General features: G+C 66.2%; 20 protein-coding genes. 13 read left to right on the forward strand and 7 right to left on the reverse strand.

All coding sequences use genetic code 11. The features are described 5' to 3' along the window. Positions 1-14: 14 nt before the first annotated feature. Entirely contained in the window at positions 15-773 is a 759-nt protein-coding gene (locus RQG82_RS00890) for an SGNH/GDSL hydrolase family protein (protein ID WP_311257256.1), read from the forward strand. A gap of 11 nt (positions 774-784) precedes the next feature. Then, entirely contained in the window at positions 785-1,525 is a 741-nt protein-coding gene (locus RQG82_RS00895) for a formylglycine-generating enzyme family protein (RefSeq protein WP_396653547.1), read from the forward strand. Between the two features lie 2 nt (positions 1,526-1,527). Here RQG82_RS00895 and RQG82_RS00900 read toward each other — a convergent pair whose 3' ends face one another. Beyond that, positions 1,528-1,953 (reverse strand): GNAT family N-acetyltransferase, encoded by a 426-nt coding sequence (locus tag RQG82_RS00900; protein WP_311257258.1) that lies wholly within the window; start codon positions 1,951-1,953, stop codon positions 1,528-1,530. Between the two features lie 20 nt (positions 1,954-1,973). Beyond that, on the reverse strand, positions 1,974-3,299 hold the full coding sequence (locus tag RQG82_RS00905; RefSeq protein ID WP_311257259.1) for an MFS transporter: 1,326 nt from the start codon (positions 3,297-3,299) through the stop codon (positions 1,974-1,976). Positions 3,300-3,395: 96 nt separating this feature from the next. Here RQG82_RS00905 and RQG82_RS00910 point away from each other — a divergent pair, with 96 nt between their 5' ends. From RQG82_RS00910 to RQG82_RS00935, 6 genes are all read left to right on the forward strand, one after another. Next, complete coding sequence (locus RQG82_RS00910) at positions 3,396-3,764, forward strand: VOC family protein (RefSeq protein WP_311257260.1); 369 nt, start codon at positions 3,396-3,398, stop codon at positions 3,762-3,764. Between the two features lie 132 nt (positions 3,765-3,896). Beyond that, positions 3,897-4,208, forward strand: coding sequence for a metalloregulator ArsR/SmtB family transcription factor (locus tag RQG82_RS00915; RefSeq protein WP_311257261.1), 312 nt, complete (start codon positions 3,897-3,899; stop codon positions 4,206-4,208). Next, a complete protein-coding gene (locus tag RQG82_RS00920; RefSeq protein ID WP_311257262.1) occupies positions 4,208-4,705 on the forward strand; it encodes an SRPBCC domain-containing protein in 498 nt (165 codons plus the stop codon). Before RQG82_RS00915 ends, RQG82_RS00920 begins: the two co-directional genes overlap by 1 nt. Continuing rightward, on the forward strand, positions 4,702-5,289 hold the full coding sequence (locus tag RQG82_RS00925; protein WP_311257263.1) for a GNAT family N-acetyltransferase: 588 nt from the start codon (positions 4,702-4,704) through the stop codon (positions 5,287-5,289). Before RQG82_RS00920 ends, RQG82_RS00925 begins: the two co-directional genes overlap by 4 nt. Then, complete coding sequence (locus RQG82_RS00930; RefSeq protein WP_311257264.1) at positions 5,290-5,850, forward strand: GNAT family N-acetyltransferase; 561 nt, start codon at positions 5,290-5,292, stop codon at positions 5,848-5,850. A gap of 113 nt (positions 5,851-5,963) precedes the next feature. Continuing rightward, the gene (locus RQG82_RS00935) at positions 5,964-6,809 is read left to right on the forward strand and encodes a class I SAM-dependent methyltransferase (RefSeq protein ID WP_311257265.1); all 846 of its coding nucleotides are present in this window, start codon (positions 5,964-5,966) and stop codon (positions 6,807-6,809) included. A gap of 13 nt (positions 6,810-6,822) precedes the next feature. On the opposite strand, the gene RQG82_RS00940 is transcribed toward RQG82_RS00935, so the two are convergent. Genes RQG82_RS00940 through RQG82_RS00950 form a run of 3 tightly spaced genes read right to left on the reverse strand, consistent with a single transcriptional unit; the run spans position 6,823 to position 10,014 of the window. Next, on the reverse strand, positions 6,823-9,174 hold the full coding sequence (locus RQG82_RS00940) for an excinuclease ABC subunit UvrA (protein WP_311257266.1): 2,352 nt from the start codon (positions 9,172-9,174) through the stop codon (positions 6,823-6,825). Between the two features lie 25 nt (positions 9,175-9,199). After that, positions 9,200-9,610 carry a VOC family protein gene (locus RQG82_RS00945; protein ID WP_311257267.1) on the reverse strand — a complete coding sequence of 137 codons (411 nt, stop codon included), beginning with the start codon at positions 9,608-9,610 and terminating at the stop codon, positions 9,200-9,202. Between the two features lie 5 nt (positions 9,611-9,615). Then, a complete protein-coding gene (locus RQG82_RS00950; RefSeq protein ID WP_228385702.1) occupies positions 9,616-10,014 on the reverse strand; it encodes a helix-turn-helix transcriptional regulator in 399 nt (132 codons plus the stop codon). 182 nt (positions 10,015-10,196) lie between these two features. Here RQG82_RS00950 and RQG82_RS00955 point away from each other — a divergent pair, with 182 nt between their 5' ends. Further along, positions 10,197-10,796 (forward strand): DUF308 domain-containing protein, encoded by a 600-nt coding sequence (locus RQG82_RS00955; RefSeq protein ID WP_311257268.1) that lies wholly within the window; start codon positions 10,197-10,199, stop codon positions 10,794-10,796. A gap of 62 nt (positions 10,797-10,858) precedes the next feature. Here the strand turns inward: RQG82_RS00955 and RQG82_RS00960 are convergent, their stop codons facing one another. Then, a complete protein-coding gene (locus RQG82_RS00960; RefSeq protein ID WP_311257269.1) occupies positions 10,859-11,623 on the reverse strand; it encodes an SDR family oxidoreductase in 765 nt (254 codons plus the stop codon). A 120-nt stretch (positions 11,624-11,743) separates the two neighbouring features. On the opposite strand from RQG82_RS00960, the gene RQG82_RS00965 reads away from it, so the two are divergent. The 4 genes from RQG82_RS00965 (at position 11,744) to RQG82_RS00980 (ending at position 14,432) form a co-directional block, all read left to right on the forward strand. Then, positions 11,744-12,217, forward strand: coding sequence for an NfeD family protein (locus tag RQG82_RS00965; RefSeq protein ID WP_311257270.1), 474 nt, complete (start codon positions 11,744-11,746; stop codon positions 12,215-12,217). 9 nt (positions 12,218-12,226) lie between these two features. Then, positions 12,227-13,153 (forward strand): SPFH domain-containing protein, encoded by a 927-nt coding sequence (locus tag RQG82_RS00970; protein WP_311257271.1) that lies wholly within the window; start codon positions 12,227-12,229, stop codon positions 13,151-13,153. Beyond that, positions 13,150-13,923: a glycerophosphodiester phosphodiesterase family protein gene (locus RQG82_RS00975; protein WP_311257272.1), complete on the forward strand. Its 774-nt coding sequence runs from the start codon at positions 13,150-13,152 to the stop codon at positions 13,921-13,923. The genes RQG82_RS00970 and RQG82_RS00975 overlap by 4 nt, the downstream gene beginning before the upstream one ends. Before the next feature lie 125 nt (positions 13,924-14,048). Further along, entirely contained in the window at positions 14,049-14,432 is a 384-nt protein-coding gene (locus RQG82_RS00980) for an RNA polymerase-binding protein RbpA (RefSeq protein WP_042536672.1), read from the forward strand. Here RQG82_RS00980 and lnt read toward each other — a convergent pair. After that, the gene (lnt, locus tag RQG82_RS00985) at positions 14,429-15,952 is read right to left on the reverse strand and encodes an apolipoprotein N-acyltransferase (RefSeq protein ID WP_311257273.1); all 1,524 of its coding nucleotides are present in this window, start codon (positions 15,950-15,952) and stop codon (positions 14,429-14,431) included. The genes RQG82_RS00980 and lnt overlap by 4 nt on opposite strands. Positions 15,953-15,958 lie beyond the last annotated feature (6 nt).

A 15,958-nucleotide genomic window follows, 5' to 3' on the forward strand; every position in this document is an offset into this window, starting at 1 on the left:
AATAGGCTGGCGAGGTGACTGACGTTCGCTATGTGGCCATCGGAGATTCCTTCACCGAGGGAGTGGGTGATGTTCTACCCGACGGCCGCGAACGAGGATGGGCGGATCTCGTGGCTCAGGGTTGGGCCGATGCCGCCGGTCACCCGATCAGCTACGCCAACCTCGCGATCCGCGGCAAGCTGGCCTGGCCGATCGTCGAGCAGCAGCTGGAGCCCGCGCTCGCGCTGCGTCCGACACATCTCTCGTTCAACGGCGGCGGCAACGACATGCTCCGGCCGAGGACCGACCTCGAGCACATCGCCGACGCTTTCAGTCGCGTTCTGCGCCGGTGCGACGAAGAGGGCGTCACGCTGATCCTTCTCTCCGGGGCGAATCCGAGCGGCCAGCTTCCGATGGGGTCACTCGTGCAACGTCGCGGAGACCTGCTCTCCGATGCCGTGCTGCGCAGGGTCGAGGGTCGCGACGACGTCGTGCGGGCATTGAACTGGCCCGATCGCGAGCTCGCAGACGCGAAGTACTGGTCTGCCGATCGCCTGCACATGAGCTCAGCGGGTCATCACCGCGTCGCCGCGCGTGTGCTGCAAGGCCTGGGGTTCGAGCCGCCGTCGACGTGGTGGTCGCCGACCTCTCTCACCGCCGGCGGACCGGCCGGCCTCGCCTACTATCGCGAGTTCGTCGGCCCCTGGGTCAGGCGGCGCGTCACGCGCACCTCTTCCGGAGACGGCCGCGCCGCGAAGTACCCCGACTGGGTCGAGAGAGTCCCGCAGGCGTGACCGACATCGAGATGCGCCGCATCACGGGCGGTTCGGTGACCCTGCATGATGCGCGTCGCAAAGTCGAGCGCACCGTCACTGTCGAGGACTTCGAGATCGGAGTGTTCCCGATCACCGAAGAGCAGCTCGCCGAGATCCTCCCCATCGCGTCGCAGCATCCGCGGCGGCCCGCTGTCGACCTGAGCTGGTTGCGCGCGATCCACTTCTGCAATGCCGCCTCCGAATGGGAGGGCCTCGATCCGGTATATCGGTTCGACGGCGAGGACGTCACCTGGGACGCGACGGGCGACGGATATCGACTGCCCACCGAGGCCGAGTGGGAGTACGCCTGCAGGGCGGGCTCGGTCGGTCCTCACTATGCACCTTTGACTGACGCCGCCTGGACGAGCGCCGACGCTGTCTCATCCCCGCAGGATGTCGGTGGCAAGCTGCCGAACCTGCACGGGCTCTTCGATACGCTCGGCAACGTGTGGGAGTGGTGCTGGGATCTTCTGGATCCTGCCCGCTATGGCGACTACCGGGTGTTCCGCGGTGGCGGATTCGCCGACGATTCCTGGAGCGTGCGGGCGTCGGTGCGCCGAGGGGGAGGACCCCGGATGCATCACGAGGACGTCGGCTTGCGTGTCGCCCGAGGAGCCTTCGACACCCCGGATGACGCACAGGGCTGGTCAGCGCGTGCGGATCGCGAGCGGGCGGTGATCGACGGACCCGTGCCGTTCGGATGGACGCCGCTGAGGCGACCGGGGCGCTGACTTCAGGCTCGATCGATCAGCTTCACCATGTAGTGGTTCGGATCGGCCGACGGTGCGAAGCCGTACTGCTCGTACAGCCCGCCGGCGGTGCTCGTGGCGAGCATGATGCGCTTGACCGTCGTGGATTCGCGAAGGTCTTCGAGCACACCTTCAACCAGCATCCGACCGATTCCGTGCCCTCGGGCGCTCCCGTCGACGAACACGTCGCACAGCCACGCGAAGGTCACTGCGTCGGTCACGACGCGGGCATACCCGACCTGCCGGTCCGTCTCGTCGCGGATCGAGTAGTTGCGCGATGCGTCGATCGCGGCATCCTGCGTCGCGCGACTGCGGCCCTTCGCCCAGTACGATTCCTCGCTCAGCCAGCGGTGCACCAGGTCACCGTCGATCAGGGCGCGGTCGTTCGAGAGGGTGAAGCTCGTGGGCATGAGAATCATCCTAGAAGCAGTCAGCGTCGCCTCTCGGGATCCAAGCCCATCCTGATGCGCGTCCGCTTGCGCTCGATCAGGATGAACGTGACCCCGAGGATCCAGAGCGGGATGGGCATGAGGAACGCGACACGGAACGCCTCGAGCGAGTAGGTCTCCGGCGTCCCCGCACCTTGCAGGTCGAGTGCGAGACCGATGAGGAAGATCGCGATCAGAGCCGCGATGAAGCCGCCCGCATTGGTGACGCCGGTCGCGGTGCTCAGGCGGTGCGAGGGGTTGTGGGTGCGCGCGTGGTCGAAGGCGATCATGCTCGCAGGGCCGCCCGTCGCAAGCGCCACGGCGAGCACGTACAGCAGCCAGAGTGGAGCCGGTTCGGGCAGAGCGAGGACGGCCACCCAGGCGATGAACTGCACCCCGACGGCAGGGAGCACGAGGGCGAGCGAGCGCTGATTGGGCAGACGACGCGAGAGGTCGCCGATGATCGGACCGAGCGCCATTCCGGCGACCACATACACCGAGATGATCCCCGCCGCGTGCGCGGTGTCGAGGCCCTGAGCCGCGGTGAGGAACGGCATTCCCCAGAGCAGGATGAAGGCGGTGCCGGCGAAAGGCGTCGTGAAGTGCGACCAGAAGGCGAGACGGGTGCCGGGGTGCGCCCACGCCGCTCTGATGCCGACGCCCGTATCGATCGCCGAGGTCACGACGCGGATCACGCCCGTGTCGGTGTCGACCGTCACATCAGCACCGCGGTCGGCAGGGTGATTGCGGATGACGAGCGCGACGAGGATCGTGAACAGCACGCCGAGCCCCGCGATGCTGCCGAAGGTGATCGTCCACGTGGTCGCATGCAGAAGCGCCGCGAGCGGAACGAGCGCGATCAGCTGACCCGCCTGACCGACGATGCCGGTGAACTGCACCATGATCGGCCCTCGCTGCGCGGGGAACCAGGTCGCCACCAGTCGAAGCACAGCGGGGAAGATCGCCGCATCTCCGGCGCCGAGCAGGATACGGGCGAAGATCGCGATCCCGATGCCGGGGGAGAGGGCCATGGTGAGCTGGCCCGCGGCCATCAGCAGCATCCCGATCGTCATGATGGGGCGTGAGCCGAAGCGATCGAGCAGGATGCCGATGGGGATCTGCATGCCACCGTAGACGGCGAGCTGCACCACGGCGAACAGCGCGAGGGTCGAGGCATCCGCCTGGAACCGATCGGCGGCCTCGACGCCGACGGCGCCGAGAGACGTGCGGTTGGTGATCGCCAGGACATACGCCGCGACGCCGACGCTCCAGATGAGCCAGGCCCTCCATCCCGGGGTGGTCACGGGGGAGCGAGGAACCTGTTGCACTCCTCCCACGGTACTCCTGGTCTGCGACCTCTCTGATCGCGTGGAGCGGGACGACGCGGACTGCCGGATGTCCGATGCGGTCGCTACCGTGGCTGCATGACACCTGCACCTGTGCATCACTCGATCAACTATGTAGAGCTCGTCGTCTCGGATCTCGAAGCCGCGAAGCGCTTCTACGGAGACACGTTCGGCTGGGTCTTCGTCGATTACGGACCCGCCTATGCGGGAATCGCCTCGCTGACGGGCGACGGGTCGGAGGTGGGTGGTCTGCTGCTCTCGGATCAGCCTCGCCCGGCCGGCGGCCCGCTCGTGCTGCTCTACTCGGACGACCTCGACGCCACTCACGCTGCGATCACGGAGGGGGGCGGCGCAGTGATCCAGGGACCGTATGACTTCCCTGGCGGCCGCCGACTTCACTTCGTCGACCCGAGCGGCAACGAGCTCGGCGTCTGGGCAGCGCAGTGAGGGCCGACTGACTGCGTGAAGCGCAGCTTCCGCGATGACGCGAGCGCGAGGTCGCACGCCGCCGAAAAACTTTGCTCTTGCGCTAACTGTGCACCGCGCGCAATACTTTACTTCATGGCTAACCATGAGGATGTGAGCGAGGTGTTCCTCGCCCTTGCCGACCCCACCCGGCGCCAGGTGATACGAACACTGGGGAGTGGTCCTGCGAGCGTCGGAGACCTGGCGCGGCCGTTCACCATCACGTTGCCGTCATTCATGAAGCACATACGAGCGCTGGAGCAGAGCGGGCTGATCCACACAGTCAAACGCGGGCGGGTGCGCACCTGCAGTCTCGATCGTGATCGCCTGTCAGTGGTGGGGGACTGGCTCGACGAGCAGCGCCTGGTCTGGGAAGCCCGCACCGACCGTCTCGAAGACGTGGCGACCGAATTGGAGGAGATCTGATGACCATCAGCGCACACGACCCCCGGCTGGATCTGACGCTCGAGAGAGTGATCAGAGCCTCTCCGTCTTCGATCTGGCGCGCATGGACCGAGCCGGAGCTGTTGGCGCGCTGGTGGGTTCCTGCCCCCACGCAGGCTCGAGTCGATCACCTCGTTGTGAAAGCCGGCGGCGCTTTCGTCACCAGCATGCGCGAACCAGGAGGGGAGTACCTCCCGCATACGGACGGGATCTTCCTCGTGGTCGAAACGGGCAAGCGCCTGATCTTCACCAATGTCATCGACAGCCGCCTGAGGCCTGCACGACCCGAACCCGTCGCCATGACCGCGGAGATCGTGCTCGACGAGCATCCCGACGGCACGGACTATCGCGTGATCGTCCGACATGGCGACCCGGCGGCACGCAACCGTCATGAGCATCTCGGGTTCTTCGATGGTTGGGGCTCGGTGACATCAGCTCTGGCCGAACTCGTCGAAGCCGGATCGGCGACGCGAGCGTGAGTGCCATCCTCCAGGCGCGGGGCGCGCTGGGCCGTGAGACGCTGCAGACGGCGCGGTTGACCCTCCGCCCCCAGGCGGTCACGGATGCGGAGGTGTTCCACCGACTGTGGACTGAACGCGACGAGCGCGTACCTGCGCATAGAAAACTCGATGCGCAAGGTCACCCGACAGTCTCCGACATCGCGGCCCGCATCGCGAACGAGGCAAGCGCGCGCTCCGATTTGCTGACCGTGCAGGATGCCGCGACCGGCGAAGCGTACGGCTACTGCGGGCTCATCTTCGAGGACAACGGAGCAGAAGGAGAGCCGGAGATCGCCTTCGAACTTCTGCGCAGTACCCAAAACCGCGGGTACGCGACGGAGGCCGCCACAGCCGTTCTCGCGTGGGCGGTTTCAGCAGGCCACGATCGAGCGTGGGCGAGCGTCTGGGAATGGAATGTCGCCTCGCGCCGCGTGCTCGAGAAGCTCGGCTTCGTGGACTCAGGCAGTGATCGCCCCGCGAGCGAGCACGGGCGGAACATCTTGACAGTGACGGCGCTGCGCTCGACGCCCGCCGTCATCGATCCGACGCAAGGCGGATTCTGAATGACGGAGCACGTCGCCGTCGTCGAGCACGACGCCCTGTCCGAATCACAGTCGGCGGCGCTGAGAGACCTCTTCGACCGCGAGTACCGAGCGGAGCACGGAGAATGGAATCCTGACCGCCCGTACGGGTACTCGCCGGTAGATGTGCACACGGTGCTCTTCCACGGCTCGACCGCGATCGCTCACGTCGGATTTCAACGGCGCTTCATACGAGTCGGCGCGCACGAGGTCGCGGTCGCAGGAACCGGGGGAGTCCTGGTCCATCCGGACTGGCGCTCCGACGGAGTCGGCCGTCGCGTGATGACCCACGCCCAGCAGGTGATGCGCGACGACGATCGTGTCGACTTCGGCTACCTCGGGTGCCGAGAAGAGGTCGCATCGTTCTACGAGCGCACCGGCTGGTCCCGGGTGGACGCCGTGGAGCGCCACGTGTCGATGATCGACGCGAACGTGACGGTGACATCTTCAGCGGGGCCGATACTCATCTTCGCAGCCGGCTCGGGCGCTGGCAGAGATCAGTGGCCGCAGGGCGACATCGACCTTCGCGGTACTCCATGGTGATCCGCGGGCAGTGGAGAGGGGTCGCTCTGCTTGCGACCTGACATAATGTGCATTATCGGCGTTACCACGATCACTGCAATCGGGGCGATCGGGGCGGTCGATAGGCTCGACACGTGAACGGAAGCAACGTCGAGATCGACTGGGAAGCAGCGAGAAGCGCGAACAGGCAGAACTGGGATGATCGCGTCCCGTTGCACGAAGCAGCATACGGGTTGGACGCTTACGACGATCCGACCCACATCAGCGACGTCGTGAGCGACGATCTGCCAGTGCTCAGTCGTTTCGTGGGCGGTGGAACTCTCTCAGGACTCGACCTCTGCCATCTGCAGTGCCACATCGGCACGGACACGATCTCTTTGGCGCGCGCCGGGGCGACCGTGACGGGCGTCGATTTCTCGGAGCCGGCGCTACGCGCCGCAGAGGCGCTCGCGAATCGCGCAGGAGTCTCCGCCACGTGGGTCCAGACCGACGTCCTCGACGCGAGCAACGCCGTGTCGGGCCATTTCGACGTCGTCTACACGAGCATCGGGACGATCTGCTGGCTCGAGGATCTCGACCGGTGGGCGACCCAGATCGTCGCTCTGCTGCGCCCGGGTGGCACGTTCTTCATCCGAGACGGCCATCCCGCACTGCTCGCTCTCGACGAGGATGCGCAGGACCTCACGACGCGCTACCCGTACTTCGGCGACGGCCGCGCGCAGCGATGGGACGACGAATCGACCTACGCCGGAGACGGCAAGGTCGCGCACCCGCGCACGTACGAGTGGCCGCACCCCCTCTCCGAGATCCTCGGATCGTTGCTGAGAGCGGGTCTCCGCCTCCTGCACTTCGACGAGGGCCGAACACTCCCCTGGCAGTTCAGCCCGCGGATGGGCGAGGTTCCGGGCGGCTACGCGTGGCCCGAGGCGGAACGCAACCTCATCCCCTGCACCTTCACCATCGTCGCGCGCCGGGACTGAGGCAAGGCCTCCCCTACGCGCCGACGTACTCTGCCAGGTGCTCCGCGGTGACCGTCGACTTCGCAGCGACGAGATCCGCCGGGCTTCCCTCGAAGACGACCCGACCCCCGTCGTGGCCTGCGCCGGGTCCGATGTCGATGATCCAGTCTGCGTGGGCCATCACCGCCTGGTGATGCTCGATCACGATCACGGTCTTGCCGGATTCGACGAGTCGATCGAGAAGACCGAGGATGTTCTGGACGTCCGCCAGGTGGAGCCCCGTGGTCGGTTCGTCGAGGACGTACGTGTCGCCCTTCTCCCCCATCTGGATCGCCAGCTTGACGCGCTGACGCTCGCCGCCCGACAGCGTCGACAACGGCTGCCCGAGGGAGAGATAGCCCAGGCCGACGTCTTCGAGGCGCCCGAGGATCGTGGCGGCAGCGGGAAGCTTCGCCTCACCCTCGGAGAAGAACACCCGCGCCTCGGCGACGGGCAGATCCAGCACCTCGGTGATGTCCTTGCCTCCCAGCTTGTACTCGAGGACGGCAGCCTGGAACCGCTTGCCGCCGCAGTCCTCGCAGGGCGTCTCGATCGTGTCCATGAAACCGAGCTCGGTGATGATCACTCCGGCGCCCTTGCACGTCGGACACGCTCCTTCGGAGTTCGCACTGAACAGCGCGGGCTTGACCCCGTTCGCTTTCGCGAACGCCTTGCGAATGGGCTCGAGCATGCCCGTGTACGTCGCGGGGTTGCTCCGTCGTGATCCCTTGATCGCACCCTGGTCGATCGCGACGACGCCCTCGAGCTTCGACACCGATCCGTCGATCAGCGAGCTCTTGCCCGAACCGGCGACCCCGGTGACCACGGTGAGAATGCCGGTGGGGATGTCGACATCGACGTTCTGCAGGTTGTTGGCGGTGGCGCCGCGGATCTCGATCGCACCGGTGCCACTGCGCACCGATTCCTTGAGCGCCGCTCGATCATCGAGATGATCACCCGTGCGCGTGCCACTGGCCTTCAGCCCTTCGACGGTCCCCTCGAAGCAGATCTCGCCTCCCGCGCTTCCCGCGCCGGGTCCGAGATCGACGACATGGTCTCCGATCACGATGGTCTCGGGCTTGTGCTCGACGACCAGCACCGTGTTGCCCTTGTCCCGGAGGCGCAGCAGCAGCGTGTTCATGCGCTGGATGTCATGCGGATGAAGGCCGATGGTCGGCTCGTCGAACACGTAGGTGACGTCGGTGAGAGACGACCCCAGGTGGCGCAGCATCTTGATGCGCTGCGCCTCTCCGCCGGACAGCGTACCGGAGGGACGTTCGAGGCTCAGGTACCCCAGGCCGAGTGTGACGAACGCGTCGAGGTTGGCACGCAGCGCCTCGAGCAGCGGAGCTGCGCCGGGGAGCTCCAGACCGCGCACCCATTCCGCCAGGTCGGTGACCTGCATGCGGCACGCATCGGCGATGCTGATGCCTGCGATCTTCGACGAGCGAGCGCCCTCGGTCAGACGGGTGCCGTCGCACTCGGGGCAGGTCGCGAACGTCGCCACGCGTTCGACGAAGGCGCGGATGTGCGGCTGCAGGGCGTCGAGATCCTTCGAGAGCATCGACTTCGTGATCTTGGGGATGAGTCCCTCGTAGGTCATGTTGATGCCCGAGATCTTGACCTTCGTGACTTCACCGTAGAGGAAGAGCTGGCGCTGCTTCTCGGTGAACTCAGCGACCGGCTTGTCGGCCGGATAGAAGCCCGACGCGGAGAAGCCCTTCACCATCCAGCCGTCCGCGGTGTATCCCGGGACCATGATGGCCCCCTCGTCGAGAGACTTCGACTCGTCGACGATCTGAGCGAGGTCGAGATCGGACACCGCTCCCCTGCCCTCACACCGAGGGCACATGCCCCCGAGGTAGATCGCGTCCTTGACGATCTTCCTCTCCCCGCCAGGCCCCGTCATAACTCCGCTGGCCCTCTGGGTGGGGATGTTGAAGGAGAAGGCGGTGGGGCCTCCGATGTAGGGCTGACCCAGCTTGCTGAAGAGGATCCGCAGCATCGCATTCGCATCGGTGACGGTGCCGACCGTCGACCGGGGATTCGCCCCGAGACGCTCCTGATCGACGATGATCGAGGTCGTGAGCCCCTCGAGCACGTCGACGTCGGGGCGGGGCACCGACGGCATGAATCCCTGCACGAACGCACTGTAGGTCTCGTCGATCATGCGTCGGGACTCGGCGGCGATCGTGTCGAAGACCAGCGAGCTCTTGCCCGACCCTGACACCCCGGTGAACACCGTGAGACGACGCTTGGGGATGTCGACGCTCACCTCTTTCAGGTTGTTCTCGCGCGCACCCTGCACGCGGATGATGTCGTGGCCGTCAGCGGGGTGCGTCGTCATGAGGATCCTCGAGTAGGGACCGGCGTCAGCCGGCCTGGTTGATTCGGAGCAGATTGCCGGCGGGGTCGCGGAACGCGCAGTCGCGCACTCCGTACGGCTGGTCCATGGGCTCCTGGACCACGTCGGCGCCGCTGTCGACGAGCCGCTCGAACAGGGCGTCGAGATCGTCGCTCGCGAGCGTCAGTGCGCCATAGCTGCCCTTGGCGATGAGCTCGAGGATCGTCTGACGCTCTGTGTCGGTGATCCCGGGATCCGTGGCCGGCGGGTGCAGCACGATCGACGTCTCGGGTTGTCCGTGGGGACCGACCGTGAGCCACCGGAGACCGTCATAACCGACGTCGTTGCGCACCTCGAAACCGAGGGCGTCACGGTAGAAGCCGAGGGCAGCGTCGGCGTCGGTGTGCGGAAGGAACGCGTAATGGATGCTGATTTTCATGGGATTCACGTTAGATGTGCGCCGGTACGCGGCGCTTCTTGATTCCTGATCGGTCTGATCACGTGCTTCGCCTGGAAGGTGGGGATGCCGTCGACATCCGCTGCGCGCTCACGATACACGCGGGGTGAGACACCGACGAGCTCGGTGAATCGTGTGCTGAAGGTGCCGAGCGATGAGCACCCCACTTCGAAGCACACCTCGGTGACGCTGAGGTCGCCGCGGCGCAGCAATGCCATGGCCCGCTCGATCCGCCGCGTCATCAGATAGGAGTACGGCGATTCGCCGTAGGTCTCCTTGAACTGCCTGCTCAGATGCCCCGCCGACATGTGCGCGCCGCGCGCCAGAGCCTCGACATCGAGAGGCGTCGCATACTCGCGATCGATGCGATCCCGCACTCTGCGCATCACGACGAGCTCGCGGAGCCGCGCATCGTCGTCCGGGGTCACCCCCCGATTTTCGCATGACCTCGCGTAACAGCGTGTGAACGTCCGCGACATATCGATATCGGCCTCCCCCCATCTCGCCCCAGACAGCGCTACTCTGTGACCATCCCTCACAGGCTTTTCTCAGAAAGGGGTCCCCAACCATGTCTGATCCACTCGCAACCGAAGCGAAATCACTGTTCAAGTCCATTCGCGTGGTGCTGGCGGTCTCGGGCGCCATCGCCCTCATCGCCGGCATCGTCCTGCTCGTCTGGCCGCTCAAGTCCGCCGTCATCGTCACAGGCATCTTCGCCACCTACCTCGTGATCGCTGGTCTCGTCTACATCGGCCTCGGCATCTTCTCGAAGGTCAAGGGCGGGTGGGCTCGAGTCGGCCACATCGTGCTCGGCCTCGTCTACATCGTCGCCGGCGTCATCGCGTTCGCGAACCTCGGTGTCGCCGCTGCGACCCTCGCACTCGTCGTCGTCATCTTCATCGGCATCAGCTGGATCGTCGACGGAGTGGTGGCGCTGTCCCTCCTGGGCAAGGATGGCTCGCGAGTGTGGACGCTGCTCTACGCACTCCTGAGCATCATCGCCGGTATCGTCGTGCTCTTCTCCCCGCTGTATGCGGCAGCGGTTCTCTGGCTGGTGCTCGGCATCTCGCTCGTCGTTCTCGGTATCGTGCAGATCGTCCGCGCGATCACCCTCGGCAAGGACGCGAAGGAGTTCGTCGCCGCGGCGAAGGCCGACTCCGCGATCTGACCCTCTCGCAACGGAAGAGCCCCGTCCATCCAGACGGGGCTCTTTCGGTTGGTCTCAGAGATTCACTCCGCTGCGAAGGCGCTCACGTCGCCGACGAGCCGGGTGTTGTCGGCGGGAACGGCGTCGACTGCCGCGCGTGCGATCTCCGCGGCGAACTCCGACACGTTGTAGAGCCTGCCTGCCGACTCGCGGCGCTCGGCGATCGCCCCGGGGTTGGCGCGCTCGAGCAGCGTCGCCGTGATCGTGCCTTCGATCATGTCGCCGGAGACGACGGTGAAGCCGATGCCCTTCTCGGCGAGACCCGGGATGCGCTCACGGAGCGCGTCTTCGCCGGCGCGCTTCGAGAGGGCGACCGGCTCGTACTCCGGCATCGTCGGCGTGGTGCGGATGAAATGCGCCTGGTGGCTCGTCACGAAGACGACTCGAGATCCGTCGCCGAGCAGAGGGGCCGCGGCGTCGAGGACGTTCAGCTGCGCATCGCGGTTGAGGGTGAGCGCGTAGTCCTCAGCCATCCCTGATTCCATGCCCCCTGATGCGTTCAGGACGAGCACATCGAGACGACCGAACTCGGCATTCACCGTGTCGAACATCTCGGCGACCGACGCGGGGTCGGTCAGATCGGCACCGACGACGAGCACGCGCCGACCCAGCTCGCGCAGCTGGGTGGCGAGCTTCTCGGCGCGCGGCGCCTTGTTGCGGAAGTTGATGACCACGTCGGCGCCGGCCTCGGCCAGGTAGCGCACGGTGTCCGCCCCGATTCCTCGAGACGAGCCGGTGACAAGGGCGACCTTGCCGTCGAGAGAACCTGCGGGAAGAACGTCGGTCACGGTGACTCCTCTGATGCGTGAATCGCCGTGATGACACGGCGCTTTCAGACTATCAAGACGGTCCTGTCGAGCCGGGACCCGGCTCGTGCTGCGTGATAGGTTGACCGCAAAGGAGGCCGCATGGACAACTTCGCGACATTCGTACAGTTCATCGACCAATGGGCTTGGATCGGATGGCTGATCCTGATCGCCATCTTCCTCGTGATCGAGATGCTCACTCTCGACTTCACCTTCCTCATGCTGAGCTTCGGCAGCGCGGTCGGACTCGTCACCGACTTCGTCGGCATCCCGGTCTGGGTGCAAGTGCTGATCGCCGCCGCGGCCGCAGGACTGTTCATCCTGTTCCTGCGTCCACCGCTGATCAAGCGCCTGCATCGAGGTGAGGACCCGACGAAGTCCAACGTCGAGGCGCTGCTCGGCCTCCGAGGCACCGCTCTGCAGGACATCACCCAGATCTCGGGCCAGGTGAAGCTGAGCAACGGCGACACCTGGACCGCCCGCACCGCCGGGGTCATGCCGATCCCCCAGGGCTCGCCGATCGCAGTGATCGCGATCAACGGCGCGACCGCGACCGTCCGTCCCGTCAACGACTAGGAGAACCTCTTGGACGATGCATCGTTCATTCCCGCAGCGATCGGGTGGATCCTCGTCATCGCGATCATCATCTTCGTGGTGGTCACGCTGGCCCGCTCCATCCGCATCATCCCCCAGGCCACGGCAGGCGTGGTCGAGCGTCTGGGCCGTTACCACAAGACCTTGATGCCAGGACTCAACATCCTGGTGCCCTTCATCGATCGTCTGCGGCCCCTCATCGACATGCGCGAGCAGGTCGTCTCGTTCCCGCCGCAGCCCGTGATCACCGAGGACAACCTCGTGGTGTCGATCGACACGGTGGTCTACTTCCAGGTGACGGATGCCCGAGCAGCCACGTACGAGATCGCGAACTACCTCGGTGCTGTCGAGCAGCTCACGACGACCACCCTGCGCAACGTCGTCGGTGGCCTGAACCTCGAAGAGGCTCTGACCAGCCGCGACAACATCAACGGCCAGCTCCGCGTCGTGCTCGACGAGGCGACGGGCAAGTGGGGCATCCGCGTCGGCCGAGTGGAGCTCAAGGCGATCGACCCGCCCATCTCGATCCAGGACTCGATGGAGAAGCAGATGCGCGCCGAGCGTGACCGACGCGCGGCGATCCTCACGGCCGAGGGAACGAAGCAGTCCGCGATCCTCGAAGCCGAGGGCGCCAGGCAGGCAGAGATCCTCCGCGCAGAAGGTGACAAGCAGGCGGCAGTGCTGCGTGCACAGGGTGAGGCCGAGGCGATCCAGAACGTCTTCACCGCCATCCACCAGGGTGAGCCGGACGACAAGCTGCTCGCCTACCAGTACCTGCAGATGCTGCCGAAGATCAGCGAGGGACAGTCGAACAAGCTCTGGATCATCCCGAGTGAACTCACCGAGGCGCTCAAGGGCATCGGCTCCGCGTTCACCCCGCGACCGGGTCAGCCTCCGACGAACCCGCCTGGCGCGTGAAGCACCCCTACTTCGAGAAGGCGGGCCACCCCAGAGTCCTCGCTCACCGCGGTCTGATCACCGCGGCGGGCGGGGACTCCGGCGTCTGGGAGAACTCGGCCGCAGCCTTCGCAGCCGCTCACGCCGCCGGCGCCCAGTACATCGAAACGGACTGCCGGATGACCGCCGACGGCGACGTAGTGCTCTTCCACGACGCGACGCTGCAGCGGCTGGTGGGCGACCCCCGATCCGTGCGGGATGTGCGCACCCGCGAGCTCGCCGAGATCTTCGCCGATCACGGCGGACTCCTCACCGTCGCAGAGGCGCTGTCGGCCTTCCCGACGACGCGTTTCAACATCGATGTGAAGACCGCCGAGGCCGCCGAGCCCCTCGGCCCGATCCTCGAGGATCACACGCACCGCGTGCTCGTCACGAGCTTCTCGGATGCCAACCGTCGCGCGACGACCGCAGCCGTGCTCCGTGCCGGTGCCGCTCTGCGCCCGGCCACATCGGGTGGCAGCCGCACCATCGCCGCGGTCCGCGCTCTCTCGGCCGTCCGCCTCTCCCCCGCCCGCGCTCTGCACGACATCGACGTCCTGCAGATTCCCGAACGTCATCGCGGTGTGAAGGTCCTCACTCCCTCTCTTCTCCGCGCTGCGCACCGACGCGGCGTCGAGGTCCACGTGTGGACGGTGAACGATGCTGACTCGATGCGAAGGCTGGTCGAGGCGGGTGTCGACGGGATCGTCACCGACCGCGCCGACCTCGCGATGGCCACGATCGGCCGCTGAGCGCGCCACGCCGCCTTTACGCTGTGGCGCTGGGATTCAGCTGTGAATCGCGCCGAGAATCCGCTCGCGTGGATGAAGCGCACAGGCTGGAGCGTTATACCTGACAGCGACGAGAGGACCACACAATGGCAGATCGCAGCCTACGCGGCATCCGACTCGGCGCCCAGAGCCTACAGAGCGAAGAGGGCGTCGTTTTCATGGAGCGCCGTGAAACCACCTACATCTGTGACACCTGCGGCCATGTCACGAACCTGATGTTCTCGGCAGACGCAGAACCGCCCCAGACGTGGGAATGCCGCGCCTGCGGAGCAGACGCGCGCCTGAACGTCGACGGCCAGGCCGTCACGCTCGACGCCACCGACGAGAAGGCGGCCCGCACGCACTGGGACATGCTCCTCGAGCGTCGCACCCGTGCAGAGCTCGAAGAGCTTCTCGAAGAGCGACTCGCCTTCATCCGCGCCCGACGCGGTGCAGGCGAAGACCCGACTCGCGAGAAGATCGGCGCTTAGCGCCGACGGGCGCGCAACCACCCGAAGGCCAGCGCGCCCAACCCGCCCCACAGCAGAATCTGCTGGATCCAGGGGCCGAGAACCATTCCAGCGGTAAGGCCGGAGCGCAGCTCGACATCCTCGAGCAGCGCTCCGGCCTTTCCTGCATCCAGACTCGAGACAGTCGACCCGTCCGGGCGGATGATCTGACTGGTTCCGACGGTCGAGATGTTAACCACGCTGCGACCCGTCTCGATCGCGCGCATCCGCGCAAAGGCGAGCTGCTGCAGGTTCTCATCGGTTCCGCGGAAGTCCGCGTTGTTGGTCTGGAAGACGAGCACCTCGGCTCCGTCACCGATCCCCTCGTTGATCACGTCGTCGTAGATCACGTCGAAGCAGATCGCCAGACCGACCTTGACTCCGTCGACATCGATGATCGGAGGGTTCGTCCCCGGCGTGTATTCGCGTTGGATGAGACCGATCAGATCGGGCGCGAGGGCGTTGAAGAACGGGCGGTCGGGGACATACTCGCCGAAGGGAACCGGATGCCGCTTGTCGTGCACCTGTCCGTCGCCGCCGTCTTTCGTCCACAGCATCGAGGTGTTGTAGAACAGACCCTGTCGTTCCGTCGCGGCGTTCGCAAGCAGCGGCGCGCCGATCCGCGAGGCGATCGCGCTCATTCTCCGCGCCAGCGAATCCGACTGGAACGGGTCGAAGTCGAGCGATCCCTCTGGCCAGACCAGCAGGTCGACGTCTTCGCCATAGAGCGGTTCGGTCGCGTCCGTCTGCGCGTCGATGAGCGAGTAGGGCTGGCGCTCGTCGAAATAGCCGCTCGGCCCGTTCCCCTGCACGGCGGCGATGCGCATCGATCCGCTGACGGTCGTGGGGAACAGGGGTGTGGCGAGCAGGGCTACCGTCGCGATCACCGGTGCGATCAGCGCGGTCGGGCGGCGCCAGGCACGTTCGCGAATCACCTGGATGACGAGGGCGACGAGGAACACCATCAGGAAGCTGAGTCCGCTGACGCCGATCCACGACGTGACGGGGGCCAGCGGGCTCTCGGCCTGGCTCATGCCCAGACGCGCCCAGGGAAAGCCTCCGTAGGGCCAGGAGCCGACGAAAAGCTCTCGCGCGACCCACAGAGCGGCCACGACGGCCGGAAGAAGCAGGAGCCGCGCCCAGACACTCGGGAAGGCCCTGGGGATCCAGCGATAGGCCAGTGTGGTCAGGATCAGGGCCACTGCCGTGAGAACGCCTTCGAGGACGCTCAATGCGGCCCAGGGCAGCGGACCCAGATAGCGCGACGTGAACGACACGAGGAGCCCGAAGAAGATCACCCCGTAGACGAGTCCCACCGCGAGCGCACCTCCGGCCCGACGGCCGATGAGCGCGACGAGGAGCAGGGCGGAGGCCGGGAACGCCAACACCCACACCGCGGTGTCCGGATAGGAGAGATCCATCAGGAGGGCGGCCGCCGCCGCGGCCGGAAGGGCGAGAGAAAGCGGCAGAAGAGGGCGCTGTCGCGCTCGGGGATCAGGCATGGTTCC

This window comes from Microbacterium sp. WCS2018Hpa-9, assembly GCF_031843745.1.
GTDB lineage: Bacteria > Actinomycetota > Actinomycetes > Actinomycetales > Microbacteriaceae > Microbacterium.